Annotated in this window: 16 protein-coding genes and 1 pseudogene; 12 read left to right on the top strand and 5 right to left on the bottom strand. The window is 65.0% G+C overall.

The genetic code is table 11. The annotated features are described in order from the left end of the window. From AC1DJT_RS21505 to AC1DJT_RS21490, 4 genes are all read right to left on the bottom strand, one after another. Positions 1 to 709 (bottom strand): aldehyde dehydrogenase family protein (locus tag AC1DJT_RS21505; protein ID WP_476834828.1); only part of this gene is annotated, 709 nt, incomplete at its 3' end. Between the two features lie 48 nt (positions 710 to 757). Next, positions 758 to 2,395 (bottom strand): benzoylformate decarboxylase, encoded by a 1,638-nt coding sequence (mdlC, locus tag AC1DJT_RS21500; RefSeq protein ID WP_476834827.1) that lies wholly within the window; start codon positions 2,393 to 2,395, stop codon positions 758 to 760. A gap of 81 nt (positions 2,396 to 2,476) precedes the next feature. Beyond that, positions 2,477 to 3,781 carry an MFS transporter gene (locus AC1DJT_RS21495; RefSeq protein WP_476834826.1) on the bottom strand — a complete coding sequence of 435 codons (1,305 nt, stop codon included), beginning with the start codon at positions 3,779 to 3,781 and terminating at the stop codon, positions 2,477 to 2,479. A gap of 252 nt (positions 3,782 to 4,033) precedes the next feature. Further along, the gene (locus AC1DJT_RS21490; RefSeq protein WP_441489275.1) at positions 4,034 to 4,927 is read right to left on the bottom strand and encodes a LysR family transcriptional regulator; all 894 of its coding nucleotides are present in this window, start codon (positions 4,925 to 4,927) and stop codon (positions 4,034 to 4,036) included. 203 nt (positions 4,928 to 5,130) lie between these two features. Here AC1DJT_RS21490 and AC1DJT_RS21485 point away from each other — a divergent pair, with 203 nt between their 5' ends. Genes AC1DJT_RS21485 through AC1DJT_RS21465 form a run of 5 tightly spaced genes read left to right on the top strand, consistent with a single transcriptional unit; the run spans position 5,131 to position 10,438 of the window. Then, a complete protein-coding gene (locus AC1DJT_RS21485; protein ID WP_476769039.1) occupies positions 5,131 to 5,910 on the top strand; it encodes a VOC family protein in 780 nt (259 codons plus the stop codon). A 10-nt stretch (positions 5,911 to 5,920) separates the two neighbouring features. Then, complete coding sequence (locus AC1DJT_RS21480) at positions 5,921 to 6,787, top strand: fumarylacetoacetate hydrolase family protein (protein WP_441508461.1); 867 nt, start codon at positions 5,921 to 5,923, stop codon at positions 6,785 to 6,787. Then, positions 6,784 to 7,572, top strand: a complete 789-nt coding sequence (locus tag AC1DJT_RS21475; RefSeq protein WP_476769038.1) for an IclR family transcriptional regulator — start codon at positions 6,784 to 6,786, stop codon at positions 7,570 to 7,572. The genes AC1DJT_RS21480 and AC1DJT_RS21475 overlap by 4 nt, the downstream gene beginning before the upstream one ends. Continuing rightward, positions 7,569 to 9,212 carry a bifunctional 3-(3-hydroxy-phenyl)propionate/3-hydroxycinnamic acid hydroxylase gene (locus AC1DJT_RS21470; protein WP_441508459.1) on the top strand — a complete coding sequence of 548 codons (1,644 nt, stop codon included), beginning with the start codon at positions 7,569 to 7,571 and terminating at the stop codon, positions 9,210 to 9,212. Before AC1DJT_RS21475 ends, AC1DJT_RS21470 begins: the two co-directional genes overlap by 4 nt. Positions 9,213 to 9,241: 29 nt before the next feature. Continuing rightward, positions 9,242 to 10,438 (top strand): aminotransferase-like domain-containing protein, encoded by a 1,197-nt coding sequence (locus AC1DJT_RS21465; RefSeq protein ID WP_476834825.1) that lies wholly within the window; start codon positions 9,242 to 9,244, stop codon positions 10,436 to 10,438. 238 nt (positions 10,439 to 10,676) lie between these two features. On the opposite strand, the gene AC1DJT_RS21460 is transcribed toward AC1DJT_RS21465, so the two are convergent. Continuing rightward, a complete protein-coding gene (locus AC1DJT_RS21460) occupies positions 10,677 to 11,426 on the bottom strand; it encodes a TetR/AcrR family transcriptional regulator (protein WP_476834824.1) in 750 nt (249 codons plus the stop codon). Between AC1DJT_RS21460 and AC1DJT_RS21455 the strand changes: the two genes are divergently transcribed. The 7 genes and pseudogenes from AC1DJT_RS21455 to hflC form a co-directional block, all read left to right on the top strand. After that, entirely contained in the window at positions 11,425 to 12,876 is a 1,452-nt protein-coding gene (locus AC1DJT_RS21455; protein WP_476769035.1) for an MFS transporter, read from the top strand. The genes AC1DJT_RS21460 and AC1DJT_RS21455 overlap by 2 nt on opposite strands. A 319-nt stretch (positions 12,877 to 13,195) precedes the next feature. Continuing rightward, positions 13,196 to 13,411, top strand: a complete 216-nt coding sequence (locus AC1DJT_RS21450) for a thymidylate synthase (RefSeq protein ID WP_476769034.1) — start codon at positions 13,196 to 13,198, stop codon at positions 13,409 to 13,411. Next, positions 13,408 to 13,890 (top strand): annotated as a pseudogene (locus tag AC1DJT_RS21445) (lysostaphin resistance A-like protein); the annotation flags it as partial. The gene AC1DJT_RS21450 and the pseudogene AC1DJT_RS21445, both read left to right, overlap by 4 nt. 168 nt (positions 13,891 to 14,058) lie before the next feature. After that, positions 14,059 to 14,541, top strand: a complete 483-nt coding sequence (locus tag AC1DJT_RS21440; RefSeq protein ID WP_441489265.1) for a GNAT family N-acetyltransferase — start codon at positions 14,059 to 14,061, stop codon at positions 14,539 to 14,541. Continuing rightward, the gene (locus AC1DJT_RS21435) at positions 14,538 to 15,062 is read left to right on the top strand and encodes a dihydrofolate reductase (protein WP_441489264.1); all 525 of its coding nucleotides are present in this window, start codon (positions 14,538 to 14,540) and stop codon (positions 15,060 to 15,062) included. Before AC1DJT_RS21440 ends, AC1DJT_RS21435 begins: the two co-directional genes overlap by 4 nt. A gap of 150 nt (positions 15,063 to 15,212) precedes the next feature. Continuing rightward, on the top strand, positions 15,213 to 16,379 hold the full coding sequence (gene hflK / locus AC1DJT_RS21430; protein WP_441489263.1) for an FtsH protease activity modulator HflK: 1,167 nt from the start codon (positions 15,213 to 15,215) through the stop codon (positions 16,377 to 16,379). Beyond that, the coding region (gene hflC / locus AC1DJT_RS21425; protein WP_476834823.1) for a protease modulator HflC at positions 16,376 to 17,037 on the top strand (662 nt) is incomplete at its 3' end. The genes hflK and hflC, both read left to right, overlap by 4 nt.

The following is a 17,037-nucleotide window of genomic DNA, read 5'->3' as shown; positions in this document are numbered from 1 at the left end:
CGATCGCCCGGCCCGTGCGGGTGCTGCCCGTGAAACTGATCACCGGCACGTCGGGCGACTCGACCAGGAATCCCGAGCCGGAAATGCCGCTCTCGGAAAAGATGTTCACGACGCCAGGTGGCAACTCCGCAATCTCCGAAAGGATCTGCGCGACGAGAGCATTCACCTGCGCGGTCTGACCAGGCATTTTGGCGACGACCGTCGTGCCGGCGGCGAGGGCCGGGCCGAGGGAGCGCATCAGCAGGACGACCGGGCTGTTCCACGGCACGATGAGTCCGGCGACGCCGATCGGGTCGCGCAAGGCCATGGAATAAGCGCCCGGTCGAACCTCCAGAGCCCGGCCATGCTGGGAGAGCGCMAAGGCTGAGCAGTAGCGCAACTTGGGCGCGACCGTGGAGACTTCGAACCGGGCCTCAGGCAGGATCTTGCCATTCTCTGTTGCGAGCATCTGCGCCAGTTCTTCGGCGCGTGCTTCGAAGCGATCGGCGATCACATTGAGGGCGCGGGCGCGCAAGCTCCGGTCATCGCGCCAGGGGCTGTGCAGGAAGGCGTTTCGAGCGGCAGCAACGGCGCGCTTCGCATCGGCTTGCGTCGCGTCCGCGAAGGACCCGATGAGCCCGCCGGTGGCAGGATTGATGCTGGGGACGCGGTTCGCGCTGTCGCACCAGGCCCCGTTGATCCAGTTCATCGCATTCGGCAGATGTTTCACGACGATATCCTCCTGGCTCATCGGCGCGGGGCCGTGGCCGCAAACGCCTCAATCCAGTCCGTAGAGGCCAGGCACGGCCCGATCGACCAACACTTCGACGAGCCGCGGCTTCGCGCTGGCGAAGGCTTCTGAAAGAGCCGGCGCGAGGTCATCGGCGCGCGCGACGCGCACGCCCGCGCAGCCATGCCCGGCGGCGAGTGCCGGGAAGTCCAGGCCGGGCAGGTCGATGCCCGGTGGTGCGGCCCTTTTCATGAGTTGGCTGAAGGCGCGCATCGCGCCGTAGCCACCGTTGTTCAGAACCACCACTGTGATCGGGAGGCGGTGCTGTGCGGCGGTCCACAAGGCCTGGATGGAATACATCGCCGATCCATCACCAATCACGCAGATGACGGCTTGGGTTGGCCTGGCGAGGGCAATCCCAACCGATGCCGGCAGCGCGAAGCCCAAACCGCCGCTCGCCATGCAGTAGAAGCCGTTATCCCGAACCGGCAGATGCCGCTGGAGCGCTTCCTTGTGCGAGGGCGCCTCMTCCACGATCACGCCGCCGGGGTGACGCAGATCTGCGATCGTCTGCATGACGAAGCTCGCCAGGACCGGTTCGGTCGGGGCGATCCGCGGTGCCGGGGCGCGAACGGTGGCGGGTGGGCGATCGCGGAGCGGCACAGTCGCGAGCAGACCGGAGATCGCGGGACGCATCGTCGAGAGCAAGCTCACTCCACCAATGGCGGCTGCGGCGGCATCTGCATCGTCGGTGATGTGGAAGATGGGAGGCCCTGACCTGAGGCCTGCGAGATCGCCGGGAACGTGAAAGGTGAAGGCCGGGGCGCCAAGGATCAGCACCAGGTCGTGCCGTCCCAGTATCTTGGCAAGCGGTTCGGGGGCGGCGGGCAGAAAGCCGTTGAAGAGCCGGTGATCCTCCGGAAACGAGGCTCTGCTTGCCACCGGTGCGGCCCAGACTGCGGCGCCCAGACGTTCTGCGAGGGCAACGGCAAGTGCCGACGCTTCGTCCCGTGCGACCGCAGCACCGACGACGATGGCCGGGCGTTCGCTGGCATCGATCGCGTTGGCGAATGCCCGAAGACCTTCAGGATCGGGCCCGAAATCCCCGCTGGTTGGCCGGGCCTCGACGGGCTCGCAGGGAACTTGCCAGTCATCGGCAGGAATCGAGACGAAGGTAGGGCCGCAGGGCTTCTGCATGGCGATGGCGTAAGCTTGGGCGATCGCCAGCGGCACATCCTGCGGGCGCGCCGGTTCGCAGCTCCATTTCACATAGGGCTTGGGAAACTCCGCAGCCGAGGCGGCGCCGAGAAATGGGCGCAGCGGCAGCAGCGCACGTGCTTGTTGCCCGGCTGTGATGACCAGCGGCGTTTGATTTCGGTAGGCTGTGTAGATGCTCCCAAGCGCATGGCCGACGCCGGCCGCGGAATGGAGATTGACGAAGGCCGCCGAGCCGGTTGCCTGGGCATGGCCGTCGGCCATCCCGACGGCACTGCTTTCCTGCAGGGCGAGCACATAGCGGAAATCGCTTGGCCAGTCGTGCAGGAAGGCAAGCTCGGTCGAGCCGGGATTGCCGAACACCGTCGTCATCCCGAGCGACCGGAGAAGGGCGATCGTCGCATCGCGCACAGTGCCGGCCGGTTTTGTGAGGGCGGAGGGCAGGGCCGCGGACTGGTCTGCTGTCTGCATGGCAATTCCATTGGTTTGCTGCGGCCGCGTCGCGCGCCGATGCGAGCAAGCGTTGGTGAAGGCGGCGGCTTCGGCTCTTGCTCAGATCGCGCGAAGCCTGGTCTCTTCGGCAGCCATCACGGCGCCGATGGCGATGACCGAGACCAGGCTGAAGTAGATCAGGATGGGAAGAAGGCTGCCGCCGCTCCAGGCGAGCAGGCTCGCTGCGATGACGGGCATGGCGCCGCCGCCGAAGATCGTGCCGAACTGCCGCCCAAGTGATACCCCGCTGAAGCGAACGCGCGTGTCCGGGAACAACTCCGGATAGAAGCTCGAGGTGACGCCGATATGCATCGGCTGGATGAGCGCCCCGGGAATGGCCGTGGCCAGTACGACCAGCAGGGTGTCGCGGGTCTGCAGCAGCGGAAAGAAGAGGAAGGCCACATAGAGCCCGGCCAGGACGAAGCCGGTGCCCAGCACCACCCGCCGCCCGATACGGTCCGACAGCGCGCCGAACAGCGGCACCATTGCGATGGCAATGACATTGCCGAGCAGGACGCCGCGCAGCAGCGTGGCCTGATCGATGCCGAGCGTTTTCACCCCGTATGAAAGGCCGAAGATGGATGTGAGATAGAACACACCGGACTCCGCCAGGGCGCAGCAGAACACGATCAGTGCCGGCCGCTTGTAATTGTCGAGCACCTGCAACAGCGGTACCCGCGCAGGAGGCGTCCGCGTCGCTTCGAATACGGGCGACTCTTCGACCTTGAGCCGCACGTAGAAGCCGAGGCCCACGAGCACGATGCTCAACAGGAAGGGCACGCGCCAGCCCCATGTCAGCAGGACGTCGCTCGGCAGCGCGGCGGCAAAGGATACGACCAGTGTCGCAATCACGACGCCGGCGAAATTGCCGGATTGGGCGATCGAGGCGAAGACGCCGCGTTTGCCTTCAGGCGCGCTCTCCAGCATCAGCACCGGCGCTCCGGTCGACTCACCGCCAAGGGCGAAGCCCTGCAGGAAACGCAGGGCCAGCAGGAAGCCCGCCGCCCAGATTCCAATGGAATCATAGGTCGGCAACAGGCCGATGGCCGTCGTCGATAGACCCATCAAAATCAGCGTCGCCGCCATGACCGGCTTTCGGCCGAGACGATCGCCGAAGTKACCGAAGAACAGGCCGCCGAGAGGTCGTGCGACAAAGCCGACGGCAAAGATGCCGAGCACGGCAATCATGCCGGCGACCGGGTCCGCATGCGGGAAGAACAGTTTATCGAAGACGAGAGGCGCCAGGAACCCGTACAGCATGAAATCATACCATTCGATCGCTGACCCAAGGAAGCAGGAGAGGGCGACCTTCGTGCGATCCTTGTTGAGAAGCGCAGATTGACTGTTCAGTGCTGCGACCGACATGGCGTTCCTCTCTTGCATAGATTTTCTTCTTCGCAATGCTGCCTGCCTGCGAAGGATCTATCGTTGCAATGAGAATGGGTGTGGGCCTCGCTCCGGGTCGAGCGGTATTTCGTCAAGCATCGTTCGCATTCGGGAAACTGCCGCCGGGGTGGAGCGGAGCGGGCTTCGCCGACAATGGAACGCCCGGAGAGCGGGCGCCGGGGAGGGCGTCTCAGGAGCTCGGGCGGCGGCTGGAGTTCGCGCCGGTCTGTCTCACTCGATCGCGAGCATATCGACGAGAGCAGTCAATGCCGGAGTAAGAACGGCGTTGCGCTGGGTCGCCAGATGCAGGTTGCAAGGCGCCCAGTCTTCGGCAAGCGGGATGTCGACAAGGCCTCGGCTTGCAATTTCGCGCGCCGCGCTGCGCATCGGCAGCACCGTAATGCCGAGACCGCCCTGGACCACCCGGCAGATCGACGCGATGCCATGGACGCGGACGCGCGTAGACAATTCCGCGCCATGGCTTGCGGCCTCGCGGGCCAGCAAATGCCCGATTGCCGAGTCCGGTGGCAGAACCCAATCCTGGTCGAGCAGATCGGCAAGGCGAACAGCAGCCGCGCCCGCAAGAGGATGCTCGGGGCTGACGACGATCCCGAGTGCGTCGCGACGATAGGGTCTCAGGCGCAGGCCTGGGCTGGATTCCGCACCCAGCAGGATACCGAGCTCGGCCCGCCCATTGAGGACGCTCTCGGCAACTGCATTGCTGGTGAGTTCCTCGACTGAGAGCCGGACATGGGGGAAGGCGCCGAGAAACCTCCGCAACTGCTCCGGGAGGTCATGGAATAGCGCGGGCCCCGAGACGGACAGTCTGATCTGCTCCAGGACGCCGTCCGTGATGTCACGCAACTCGTCTTCAAGCTCGTCGACATCGGCAAGGATCCTGTGCGCATGCGCCGCGATCGCCCGGCCGGGCGCCGTCAGCCCGATCCCGCGGCCTGTCCGCTCGATCAGGCGGAAGCCGAGCGAGTCCTCGAGGAAGCGAATCCGACGGCTTGCGGCCGAAACCACAATGTGAAGTTCCTCGGCGGCCAGCGAAAGGTTGCCATGGCGCTCCACGCCCATGATCAGTTTCAGGGTCTTGAGGCTAAGCCGGTCATTGAGTTTCACCGAAGCGACGTCCCTCGAAGCTGGCAACGAGCCGACGGCCGTTGCCATTAGGTGGAGATATCTTGTCAAAATCTCAAAATATGGGAAATTGACTCATCCATTATCTTAACAATATCGCTATTCCAAGAATGGAGTAGCAAAATGATGCTCACCGCCTTGCAAGCCAGCGCCTATCTGCACCACCCAATCTGAGAACGCCGGATGTGAAGCGGCTCGCCACCTTCTATGCGGAGGTCATGGACATGGAGCTGATCCGGCTGGATGGGGAAGAGGCGCTGCTGGTGGGTCCGCAGCGTCGCGTGCTGCTGACACAGGGACCGGCCAAGACACTCCAGCATGCAGGCTTTGCGGTACGCGACAGCGAAGGGCTGGAGGGGCTGCGTGCCCGGGCGGTCGAGCAAGGGCTCGAGCCTGCCGACGCTTCCGTGTCGCTGTTCGAGAGCGACGCCTTCTCCGTATGTGACCCCGATGGCAACGAGGTGATCTTCGGCCGCGCCATCGCCGATACGGCCGGGCCGCGCGGACGCATCCGCGGACCGATCCAGCATCTGACGCTGGCAACCCGGGACGTCGAAGCGATCGAAGGGTTCTATGCCGGCAAGCTCGGCTTCGGCGTCTCCGACAGGGTGGTCGATGACGCCGGCCGCGTCATGACGTGCTTCATGCGCGGCAATCACGAGCATCACAACCTGGCCTGCTTCCGRCAGGACCGGCAGGGCATCGATCATCATTCCTACGAAGCCGGCGAATGGAACACGATCCGCGACTGGTCGGATCATTTCGCCGCGCGCGGCGTGTCGCTGATGTGGGGCCCCGGGCGGCATGGGCCCGGGAACAACCTGTTCATTTTCATCGAGGATCCGGACGGGAACTGGATCGAGGTCTCAGCCGAGCTGGAGGTCGTCCACGATCGCCCGGTCATGCAGTGGCCCCATGCCGAGCGGACGCTCAACCTATGGGGGCGCGCGATCCTGCGTGCGTGAGGAGCACACCATGAGATTCGTTTCGTTCAGAGCCGAGAACCGCGCCAGCTACGGCGTTGCGGGCGCCAACGGCATTTTCGATCTTGGAGCGCGCTTCGGCGCGGTGCTTCCCGACTTGCGGACCTATCTGGAGGCCGCCGCGCTAGGGCTCGTCGAGCCGGTGCGCGAGCCGATCCAGGCCGATTATGCCGAGGGCCAGTTTCGCTACGACCCGATTCTGCCCAATCCCGGCAAGATCCTGTGTGTCGGCCTCAACTACGAGGAGCACCGTCGCGAGACGGGGCGGCCGGAGGCCGCGCATCCCGCGATCTTCACGCGGTTTGCCGATACGCTCATCGGGCATGGGGCGCCGATCCTGCTGCCGCGGCTATCCAAGGCGCTCGATTACGAGGGGGAGCTGGCCGTGGTGATCGGCCGACCCGGTTTCCGGGTGCCGAAGGCTTCGGCTCTCGACCTGATCGCGGGCTACGCGCCATTCAACGACGCCACGTTGCGGGATTGGCAGCGCCATACCCACCAGTTCACACCGGGCAAGAACTTCCCCGGCACGGGGGCGTTCGGCCCAGAACTGGTGACGCCGGACGAGATCGTGGAGTTCGCGCGGGCCCGGATCGAGACTCGCCTCAACGGATCGATCGTTCAGTCTGCCACGCTGGGAGAGATGATCTTCCCCGTCGCCGACATCATCGCCTATGTCTCGGACTTCACGCCGCTGGCCCCCGGGGACGTCATCATCACCGGCACGCCTGGCGGGGTCGGCTTCAAGCGCGAGCCCCAACTGTTCATGCAAGCGGGCGACACGGTCGAGGTCTCGATCGAAGGGATAGGTCGGCTGACGAATCCGATCGTCTCCGAAGCCGATCCGGACCGGACATGAACGCGCTCGGCCGCTTCGTCAGTCTGCTTCGGCTGTTCCGGGAAACAAAGGGAAGCTGGACGGTTCAGGACATGTCGGAGGCGCTAAGCGTGCCGGCGAGCACCGTCTATCGCACCGTGCGGGAGCTGGTCGGCGAGGGGTTTCTCGAACCGGCCTACGAGGCGCATTATCGTCTCGGCCCCGCCTTCGTCGAATTCGATCGGCTGGTGCGCCTGACCGATCCGCTGGTGCGCGCCGGGCAGTCCCGCCTGCATGATCTGATCCCGCAGGCGGGTGTCCCCTGTGTGGCGTTGCTGGCGCGTCTCTATGGCGACACCGTGCTGTGCGTCGCCGACGAAGCCGTCGGAAATCTACCGGCGCGGCCATCCTATGAACGCGGTCGGCCCATGCCGCTGACGCGAGGCGCCACGTCCAAGACGATCCTGTCATTGGTCCCGCCCCGACGGCTGGCCCGGCTTGTGGCGGGGAGTTTCGGCGGGCAGCCCGGCGCCGACCAGGCCGATCTGCCCATGAAGATCGCCGAACTGCGCGATCTGCTGGCCGGCATCCGCAAGCGCGGCTACTGCATCACGCGCGGCGAGATCGACGAGGGACTCGTCGGCATTGCCGTCCCGGTCGCGGTGCCGGAGCTCGGCATTGCCGCCAGCATCAGCCTCGTTCTCGATGCTGCCAGCCTGGACGAAAAGCTCGAGCATCGACTCGTGCTCCTGCTCGTCTCTTCAGCCAGCCTGCTGGGCGATCGGTTGTCCGGATCTCGGCTCGACGGAGCGGACGTGTCGCAATGATTCAGGAATGCGATGTCGCGATCGTTGGAGCCGGTCCCACTGGACTGACCCTGGCCAATCTGCTGGGACAGGCTGGCCTCGACGTCATCCTGGTCGAGCGCAATTGCAGCACGGTGCAGGAGCCACGGGCGGTCTCCATCGACGACGAGTCGCTGCGTACCATGCAGGCAACCGGCCTGCTCGATTCGGTCCTGCAGGATGTGGCCCTGGACTACGGTTCACATTATTTCACCCGGGACGGGCGTTGCTTTGCCAAGGTCGAGCCGGCCACCCGGGAATATGGCTTTCCGCGGCGCAACGCTTTCACCCAGCCGAAGCTGGAAGCCGCGCTACGCCGGGGGCTCGACCGTTTCCCCAATGTGGTGACGCTGTTCGGCCATTCCTGCGAGACGGTGGCGGAAGATGGTTCCGGCGTGTCGCTGTCCCTTCGTTCTGGAAGCGGCGGCGGCATTGCCATTCGCGGCCGCTATCTGGCGGCCTGCGACGGTGCCAGCAGCGCCTTGCGCAAGGTCGTCGGTGCAACGCTCAGCGGCTCGACCTATCGCCAACGCTGGCTCATCGTCGATCTGGCCTCGACCCGGGAGCAGCTGCGCCAGACGCGGGTCGTGTGCGATCCCGACCGCCCCCTGATCACATTGCCCGGCCCGGACGGAATCCGCCGCTACGAATTCATGCTGCGCGACGGCGAAGACGAGGAGCGCGCGGCTCACCCCGACCATGTGCGTGCGCTGCTCGAAGCCCACGGGCCCGATGCCGACGCACGAATCGTCCGTCGCCAAGTCTACGCCTTCCATGCCCGCATCGCCGATCGCTGGAACACGCAACGCATCTTCCTGGCCGGCGATGCGGCGCATCTGTCGCCGCCATTTGCCGGCCAGGGTATGAACAGCGGTGTCCGCGATGCGCATAACCTTGCCTGGAAGTTCGCCGAGGTGATTTCGGGACGGCTCGGGCCGGAGCTTCTGGCGACCTATCAGCGCGAGCGGGCACCGCATGCATGGGCCCTGATCCAGCTCGCCATCAAGATGGGGCGGGTGATGATGCCGACMTCCCGGCGGCAGGCGGCCATGATCCAACTCGGCTTTCGGCTTGCCCAACTGGCGCCGGGGATCCACGCGCATTTCACGCAGATGAAATACAAGCCCAAACCCTTCTATGAGAAAGGCTTTGTCGTTCCCGACGATGGCGGAATGCGTCTTGCCGGACGGATGCTCCCGCAACCGCTGCTCCAGATGACGGACCGCCGCTATCAGCGGCTGGACGATGTCATGGGCGGCCAGTTCGCGCTCGTCGCCTATGGTCCGGATGCACAGCGCATGGCGGCGACGGCCGAAGGCTTCGGGCTTCGCTCGCTCCGTCGCGTCGCGGTGCTGCCGACCACCTTCAATCCCTCTCAAGACCGCCCTGACGTTTCCGCCGGACGCGACACTGACGGGCATATGAGCTCGCTGTCGCCGGCTGGGCGCAACATCCTGATGCTGGTCCGGCCGGATCGTTATGTCGCCGCGGCCAGCGTCGCGGAAAGCGCATCGATCGCCCGGATGGCGCGATCGATGCGCGATCTTGCTGGCCAAACCTGGAATGCGACCACGTCCGCCACTGGTCCGGCTCCTGCAGAACCCGAGGTTTCCACCCGATGAGCACCGCCGACACGCACGCAGGACCACGGATGACCGCCTTCGAGCGGCGCTTTTCGCGCTATGCCAACCGCATCGTACCATCTGCCATTCGTGGCCTTGCGACCATGCCGAAGGCGGCCGATTGCGTGTCGTTCGGACCTGGTGAACCCGATTCCACGCTCTTTCCCGTTGCCGAGATCCGCGACAGCCTGGCCAGGATCCTGTCGAAACCGGAAACGGCGCGGGCTGCGCTGCAATATGGCGCTAGCGAGGGCGATCCTGCCTTGCGCGACCGGATCAGCGCCTACATGCGCGCCAAGGGCGTGCAATGCGACAGGCATAACATTCTCCTCACCAATGGCGCGCAACAKGCGCTCGATCTCGTCGCCGAGCTGCTGGTCGAGCCCGGGGCGACCGTGCTCGTCCAGACGCCGACCTATCCCGGGGCGCTGCAGGTCTTTGCCGCGCACGGCGCGCGGATGCGCGAGCTGGAAGCGGCACGGGCCGGGACTCACGATCGGCCGGCGCTGATCTACGCGATGTCGAATTTCCACAACCCGACCGGAGCGACCTTGTCGCTCGCCCAACGGCGCGAACTGGTCGCCTTGGCCGGTGAGCTCGATACGATCCTCGTCGAGGACGACCCCTACGAGATGCTGCGTTATGAGGGCGAGGCGTTGCCGCCGCTGCTGGCGGTCGACACGGAGGCCCGCTCGATCGAGGACGCGCGGACGATCTATCTCGGTACATTCTCCAAGGCGGTCGTGCCGGGCTTTCGTGTCGGTTGGCTGGTCGCCCCCCGTGCGGTGGTCGCGAAACTTGCTCTCATGAAACAAAGCGAGGATCTGCAGGCGGGTACCCTTGCCCAGGCCTGTCTCCTCGATCTTTTCGACAGCATCCTCGACACACATGCTGGCCGGCTTCGCGACGCCTATCGCATTCGGCGCGACACGATGCTGGCGGCGCTCCAGTCGGAGCTCGGCAACCGCGCCAGCTGGATCGTTCCCCAGGGAGGCCTGTTCATCTGGCTGAACCTGGAAGCGCATCTCGACATGCATGCCTTGCTGAGCCGTGCGGCTGAAGTCGGAGTGACCTATGTCCCCGGCTCTGCGTTCCAGCCCGATGGGCAGGGTGCGGCAGCGTTACGCCTCAGTTTTTCAGCTGCACCTCTCGATCGGATGCAGGACGGCGTGCGGCGCTTGGCGCAGGTGCTGGGGGACAGCGCGCCGGGGGCCGATCGGGGCTGACGCGATGAGGTCCGGCCTGGCGTTTCGGGACGTGTTCGCGGCGTGCTCGATCCTCGACGGCACTTGAATCACGCAGTTGCTCTCCGCCTGCGCGTGCCGCGCCCTCTCGCGGGCGGCAAGTTTGACCAACAGGTTCAGGGAAGGGGAGAGGGCCTGTTTCCCTCTGTCTCAAACGAAGGTTGCATTCTGTGGCCAGCGCCCCTGGCCGCCAGGGTATCCTGGCTGGCTGACGGGGGCGCTAGATGCTCTCCGCCCCAGACTGGTTGGGCACGATGACAGCCTCATGGGTGGGATCAACCAGGTCGCGCATCCTCTGCATGGCCAGGTCGCACATGGTCAGGAGGCGTTGCTCTGGCACGCCATCCCGCGCTTGCACGGAAAGGCCGTGCATCAGCGCAGTGACATAGTCGCCCATCGCGTCGGTGTCGGTATCCTGTCTCAGCTCGCCGGCGCGTACGGCTTGCACCAACCTGTCGACGATGGTCGCCGTTTGCTTCAGGCGGCGTTCGGCCAGCCATTCCCGCACGCGGTCATTCTCGACGGCGCAGTTGGTCGCGGCCGATACGACCATGCAACCCCATGGGCGTCCGGGCTTCGTGTAGGTCTCGACGGCGTCGCGTAGCATCCTTTCGACGGCCTTCACTGCGCTCGGCTCCTGGGCCAGCGCTCGTGCGACGAAGCTGCCGTCGCCTTCCTCGTAGAGCCCAACCGCCTCCCGGAACAAATCCTCCTTCGAGCCGAAGGCTGCGTAGATGCGTGCCGAGGCAAGACCCAGCGCCGCCACCAGATCAGCAATCGACGTTCCCTCGTAGCCGCGTGCCCAGAATGCGTCGCGAGCCCTTTCAAGCGCCAGATCTCGATCGAACTCCCGTGGCCGCGCCATCGATGCCTCCATTCTTTGATGATCGGTAAATAATTCGCTTGACTCCGGTTGGCAAGCTTTCATTCTTTGTCGATMAACAAAGAACGAGGAAGCGGAGACACGCATGAGCGCATCGGAACTGGCATCGCTGCCCGACGGATCATCGGTCAGGGGAGGTCTTGGGGGAAAACGCGGCGCGACATTGGCGCTGCTCGCCTTCGCGCAACTGATCATCGCACTCGACCTCAACATCGTCTTCGTCGCGTTGCCGGAGATCGGCGCGGGCCTGGGCTTTTCGGGCCAGACCCTGCAATGGGTGGTCAGTGTCTACACGGTGTTCACCGGTGGCTTCCTGCTGTTCGGCGGCCGGGCAGCCGACCTGATCGGCCAGCGGCGAATGTTCGTCTTTGCCCTTTGGCTCTATGCGCTGTCGTCATTGATCGGTGGCTTGGCCTGGAGCCCTGAAGTCATCATCCTGGCGCGCGCGGTTCAGGGTATCGGAGGCGCATTCCTGTTTCCGGCGACATTGTCCCTGGTCAACCGCCTGTTTGCCGAGGGGCCGGAGCGCAACAGGGCACTCGCTGTCTGGGGTGGCGCCGGAGCAAGCGGCCTCACGATCGGTTCGATCGCCGGTGGTCTCCTCACCAGTGCCTTTGGCTGGCCCTCAGTGTTCTATGTCAATGTCGCGCTCGCCGGCATTGCCATCGTMGCGGCATTCCTCGTCATCCCGCGGGACCCGAAGCGGCATGAACGCCGCAGCTTCGACCTGCCGGGCGCGCTGACCGTCACGGCCGGGGCGACACTGCTCGTCTTCGCGCTTGTGCAGGGGCCGGAATATGGCTGGGGTTCGGGCAGCATCATCTGGAGTTTTGTCCTGGCTGCCGCCCTGCTCACCGCTTTCGTGGTGATCGAAGCACGGAGTGCCGATCCGCTCATGCCCTTGCGCTTGTTCCGCAATCGCAGCCTCCTGACCGGAATGACAATCACATTCCTGTACATGGCGACATTCGGCACACTGCCCTATTTTCTGACGGTGTTGTTCCAGAACGTGCAGGGTTTCACAGCTCTTCAGACCGGGCTTGCGTTTCTGGTCCCCTCGATAGCGATTGCTGTGGGGACGCAGGTCGGCGAGCGGTTGGCTACGCGGCTTTCGATCCGCGCCACGCTGATTGGCGGCATGGCCGTGGGGGCTGTCGGAACGGCACTGATGGTCCCCGGCGCTACTGCGGAAAGCAGCTACCTCATCATCCTCCCAGGGCTGATCATTTCCGGCATAGGTCAGGGTGTTGTCTGGACCGGCATGTGGATTGCGGCCGCGTCCGGCGTTCATCATGACGAGCAGGGCGTCGCCTCGGGAATGGCGTCGACAACGCTGAATGTCGGCAACGCCATTGGCCTTGCGGTTCTCATCGCCGTTGCCAATTCCCAGATCGGCGGATTGGCAGGCGGTGCGTTGCGGATCGCCGTGGCCGAGGGCATCCAACGGGCGTTCTGGCTGGCGGCCGCAGGCATCGTCCTCAGCATTATCGTCGCCCTCGTTGCGCAACAGAAGCAGCCGAAGGCTGACAGCGTGTGAACCTCGGCCGTCGCGGTGCGAAGCGGAGATGGCCGTCGTGCGCCATCTCGAGCCTTCGGCACGATGCTGCATGGCGCCATCTTCGGTCCATCGCTTCGGTCATGAGGCGGTGGCCTCTTGGCTTCAGATGGGGGCGCCAGCCGTGCCTGCGGCGAACGGCGAAGCTAGCGCTCTCGTCTTCGGGGCTGCGGCATGCTGCTGACCGTGAGGGCGTGCTTGCGGACTGATCCGGGGAGCTGCCGGTTCGACTGATGGCGCGTTGTCTCGGTTCATCCTAAGGAGTAACGAAGCGATCGTAGCGATTCTGCGGATAATGCGCGTGCTCGGAAAGCCGTTTAACACCGTAAGCCACGCGTTGCCGACCCAGATCGCCGCCCGGGTGACGGAGTTCGGCTTCGGCGAAGCTGCGCACTTCTTCGGTGATCCACATCGCTATCTGGGCCGTCTCGACCAGTCCCGGCTGCAGCTCAATTCGGACGTGGCGCTCGAAGCCTCCGACGCGCACGCGGCGATCAAGGCACCGATCGCGGGATGATGGACCGCGCAGTTGTTCCGGCGTTCGGGCAGGTTCTGTTTGCGGTCGCGCTCGGGTATGCGGGGGTGGTTGGTGCCGCGGTTCTGGCCACAGCGCTCGTTGGCCGTCCCCTTGGTTTCGATGCTCGCGAGACTGCGTTCTTTCTGAGCGTTGGGCTTGGCACGGCGTTCGCAGTCGGGGCGATGAGCGATCTACCATGGCGGCGTGCATTGGCCCTTTCCTGGCCGGCGGATAGGCGCATCGTCATCCGGTTCGTGGCCGTGTTGCTGCTCGTACTGGCTATCGAGGCGACCGTCGCCGCATCGGGGCTGCTAGGGTCGCTCGAAGACATCAAGGCGATGTCCAGCTCGGAGCGCAGTTGGCTCGGTTTTCTGAATGCGGTGCTGCTCGCTCCCGTGGTCGAGGAAGCGTTGTTCCGTGGCCTGCTGTTCACGCGGTTGCGCCGGCGCTTCTCCGCATGGCCGGCCCTGGCGATCGTGAGTGGCCTTCGGACTGCTGCATATCGAGAACGGACTGCTGCACGTCGTATCGGTTCTGCCGGCTGGCGCGTTCCTGAGCTATGCACGCGAGGTTTCCGGCGGAATCGGCCTACCCATTCTGCTGCATGCCTGCATGAATCTGGCGATCGTAGTCGCGGGGACCTTCCTATGACCCTTTCCATCCGTCCAGCCCGGCCCGACGAGGCTGGGCTCGTCCTGACCTTCATCAGGGAGCTCGCMGAATACGAAGAGCTTCTGCACGAGGTCGCGGCCAGCGAAGAGCAACTCGCGCAGGCCCTGTTCGGGCCAGATCCCAAGGTCGCCTGCGATATCGCCGAATGGGAAGGTGCGCCTGCGGGATTCGCCGTCTGGTTCTATACCTATTCGACCTTCTCGGGCCGCCATGGCATCTGGCTCGAGGATCTCTATGTCCGGCCTGAATTCCGCGGCAAAGGCATCGGCAAGGCCCTGATCGCAGGGCTGGCGAAGCGCTGCGTCGACGAGGGGCTGCCGCGCCTGGCCTGGTGGGTGCTGAACTGGAACGAGCCCTCACGCGTGTTCTACCGCTCTCTCGGCGCGAACGCGCAATCGGAATGGACGGTCAAACGCCTCGACGGCGACGCGCTGCGGCGGTTGGGAGAGAGCGTGTGAGCGGACCTCAAGCCCTTCCCATCGTGATCATCGCCGCCGTCGCCGATAATGGCGTGATTGGTGACGATAATCGCCTGATCTGGCGGCTGAAGACGGACCTCAGGCATTTTCGTGGCCTGACGCTCGGCCGGCCGGTGCTGATGGGGCGAAAGACCTTTCTCTCGATCGGAAAGCCGTTGCCGGGGCGCGAGACCATCGTCCTGACACGCGATCCCGGTTTTAATGCCGACGGCGTTCATGTCGCGCATGGCCTCGACGAGGCGATCGAGGCCGGTCAGCGGCTGGGCCTCGCGATGGGCGCGGATTCCGTCACTGTTGCGGGGGGCGCCGAGATCTACGCCCAGGCCTTGCCGTTGGCCGATCGGGTTGAACTGACCCAGGTTCACGCTGAGCCCGAAGGCGATGCCCTTTTTCCGGTCTGGGACAGGGCGGCGTTCGAGCGCGTGAAGCAGGAGAACCACCCTCGCAGTGCCGATGACGAGCATGCTTTCACCTTCGCGACCTTTCGCCGCCGGGCCTGAACGCTGTTTCCGTTGACGATGAAGGGCTTGCGTCGTTGACGAATCCGTGTCCGATGACCAAGTCACGGACACGCGTTCCCTAAGGGCGCTGACAAACAGCCGCCGTTCGCCTATGGCACGTGTGGTACAGATGTGAGGAACGGCACGAGTATGCCTTGGAGCAACCAGAGCGGCGGTAGCGGTGGCGGCGGGGGAGGACCCTGGGGCCAGCGCGGAAGTGGTGGCGGCGGCGGCGGCCCGTGGGGGCAGGGCCCCGGAGGCAGTGGCGGTGGTTCGCCACCGGATCTGGAAGAAATTTTGCGCCGTAGTCAGGATCGGTTGAAGGATTTACTGCCGGGCGGCAATCTCGGCGGACGTGGCCTGGTTCTCGGCATCCTGGCCCTGATCGTGATCTGGCTGATGACGGGCTGGTATATCGTCCGGCCGAACGAGGTTGGTCTCAACCTCCGCTTCGGCAAATATATCGGCAAGACCGGCGAAGGCCTGAACTACAACTGGCCCTACCCGATCGGTAGCGTGATCAAGCCCCAGGTCACCAATGTGATCACGACGGAAGTCGGCTTCCGCACCATCGAATCGGTCCGCACCTCACGCCAGACGGATGTCGGCGAAGAGAGCCTGATGCTGACCGGCGACGAGAACATCGTCGATATCGACGTGATCGTGCAGTGGCAGATCGATCCGGCCGCGCCGGAGAATTATGTCTTCAATATCCAGGATCCGCCGGGCACGGTGAAGGCTGTGGCCGAGAGCGCGATGCGCGAGGTGATCGGCCAGCGCAACATCCAGCCCGTGCTGACGACGGATCGTGCCGCAATCGAGACCGAAGTGCGCCAGTTGATGCAGGAGACGCTCGACAGCTACAAGGCTGGCGTGCAGATCCGCCTCGTCCAGCTGCAGAAGGTCGATCCGCCGCAGCAGGTCATCGACGCGTTCCGTGACGTTCAGGCGGCGCGCTCCGACCAGGAACGCCTGCGCAACGAAGCGCAGACCTATGCCAATCGGGTCGTGCCGGAATCGCGCGGTCGTGCGGCGCAACTGGTCCAGTCGGCGGAAGCCTTCAAGGAGCAGACCGTCGCGGAAGCCCGCGGCCAGGCCAGCCGCTTCAATGCTGTCTATCTGCAGTACAAGGCGGCGCCGGCCGTGACCCGCGAGCGTCTCTTCCTCGAGACGATGGAGCGTGTGCTCGGTGGCACCGACAAGATCATCCTCGACCAGAGGGGTAACGGGCAAAGTGTCGTGCCTTACCTGCCGCTGAACGAACTCCAGCAACGGCGCGCTGCGCCGGGTGCGCCGCAGGCGGGAGCGACCCGATGAACGGTTCCATCCTGCGCATTGGTGCGCTTGTCCTCCTCGCCGTCGCCGCGATCGTCTTCTATGCCGCGACCTTCGTGGTCCAGCAGACCCAGTCGGCCATCGTGTTGCGCTTCGGCGCGGTCCGCAGCGTCGTCACCGCTCCGGGCATCTACCTGAAGCTGCCGGCCCCCTTCGAGCAGGTGACTCTGCTCGACAACCGCATCCTCGATCTCGACCTTCCCGCCCAGGAAATCATCGCGTCGGATCAGAAGCGGCTCGTCGTCGACGCCTTCACGCGCTACCGGATCTCCGATCCGCTGCGCTTCTACCAGGCGGTGAACAACATCCCGCGGGCCAACTCGCAGCTTGCCTCGATCGTCAATGGTCAGGTTCGCGCGGTCCTCGCCGATGCCAGCTTCATCTCGGTGGTCCGGACCGACCGGTCGCGGCTGATGAGCCGTATCCGCGACGACGTGAACCGCGAGGCGGCCCGCTTCGGCATGACGGTCGTCGATGTCCGCCTGCGTCGGGTCGATCTGCCGCAAGCGAACTCGCAGGCGGTGTTCCAGCGCATGCAGACCGAGCGTCAGCGCGAGGCTGCCGAGGCGCGTGCGCTTGGCGCCCAGCAGGCGCAGGAGATCAGGGCCCGAGCCGAGCGTGACGCGACCGTGATCGTCGC

It is taken from the genome of Allobosea sp. 05T422_2 (assembly GCF_056396265.1).
Note: the sequence above shows the minus strand (reverse complement) of the source record. Positions and strands in the feature narration are given on the sequence as shown.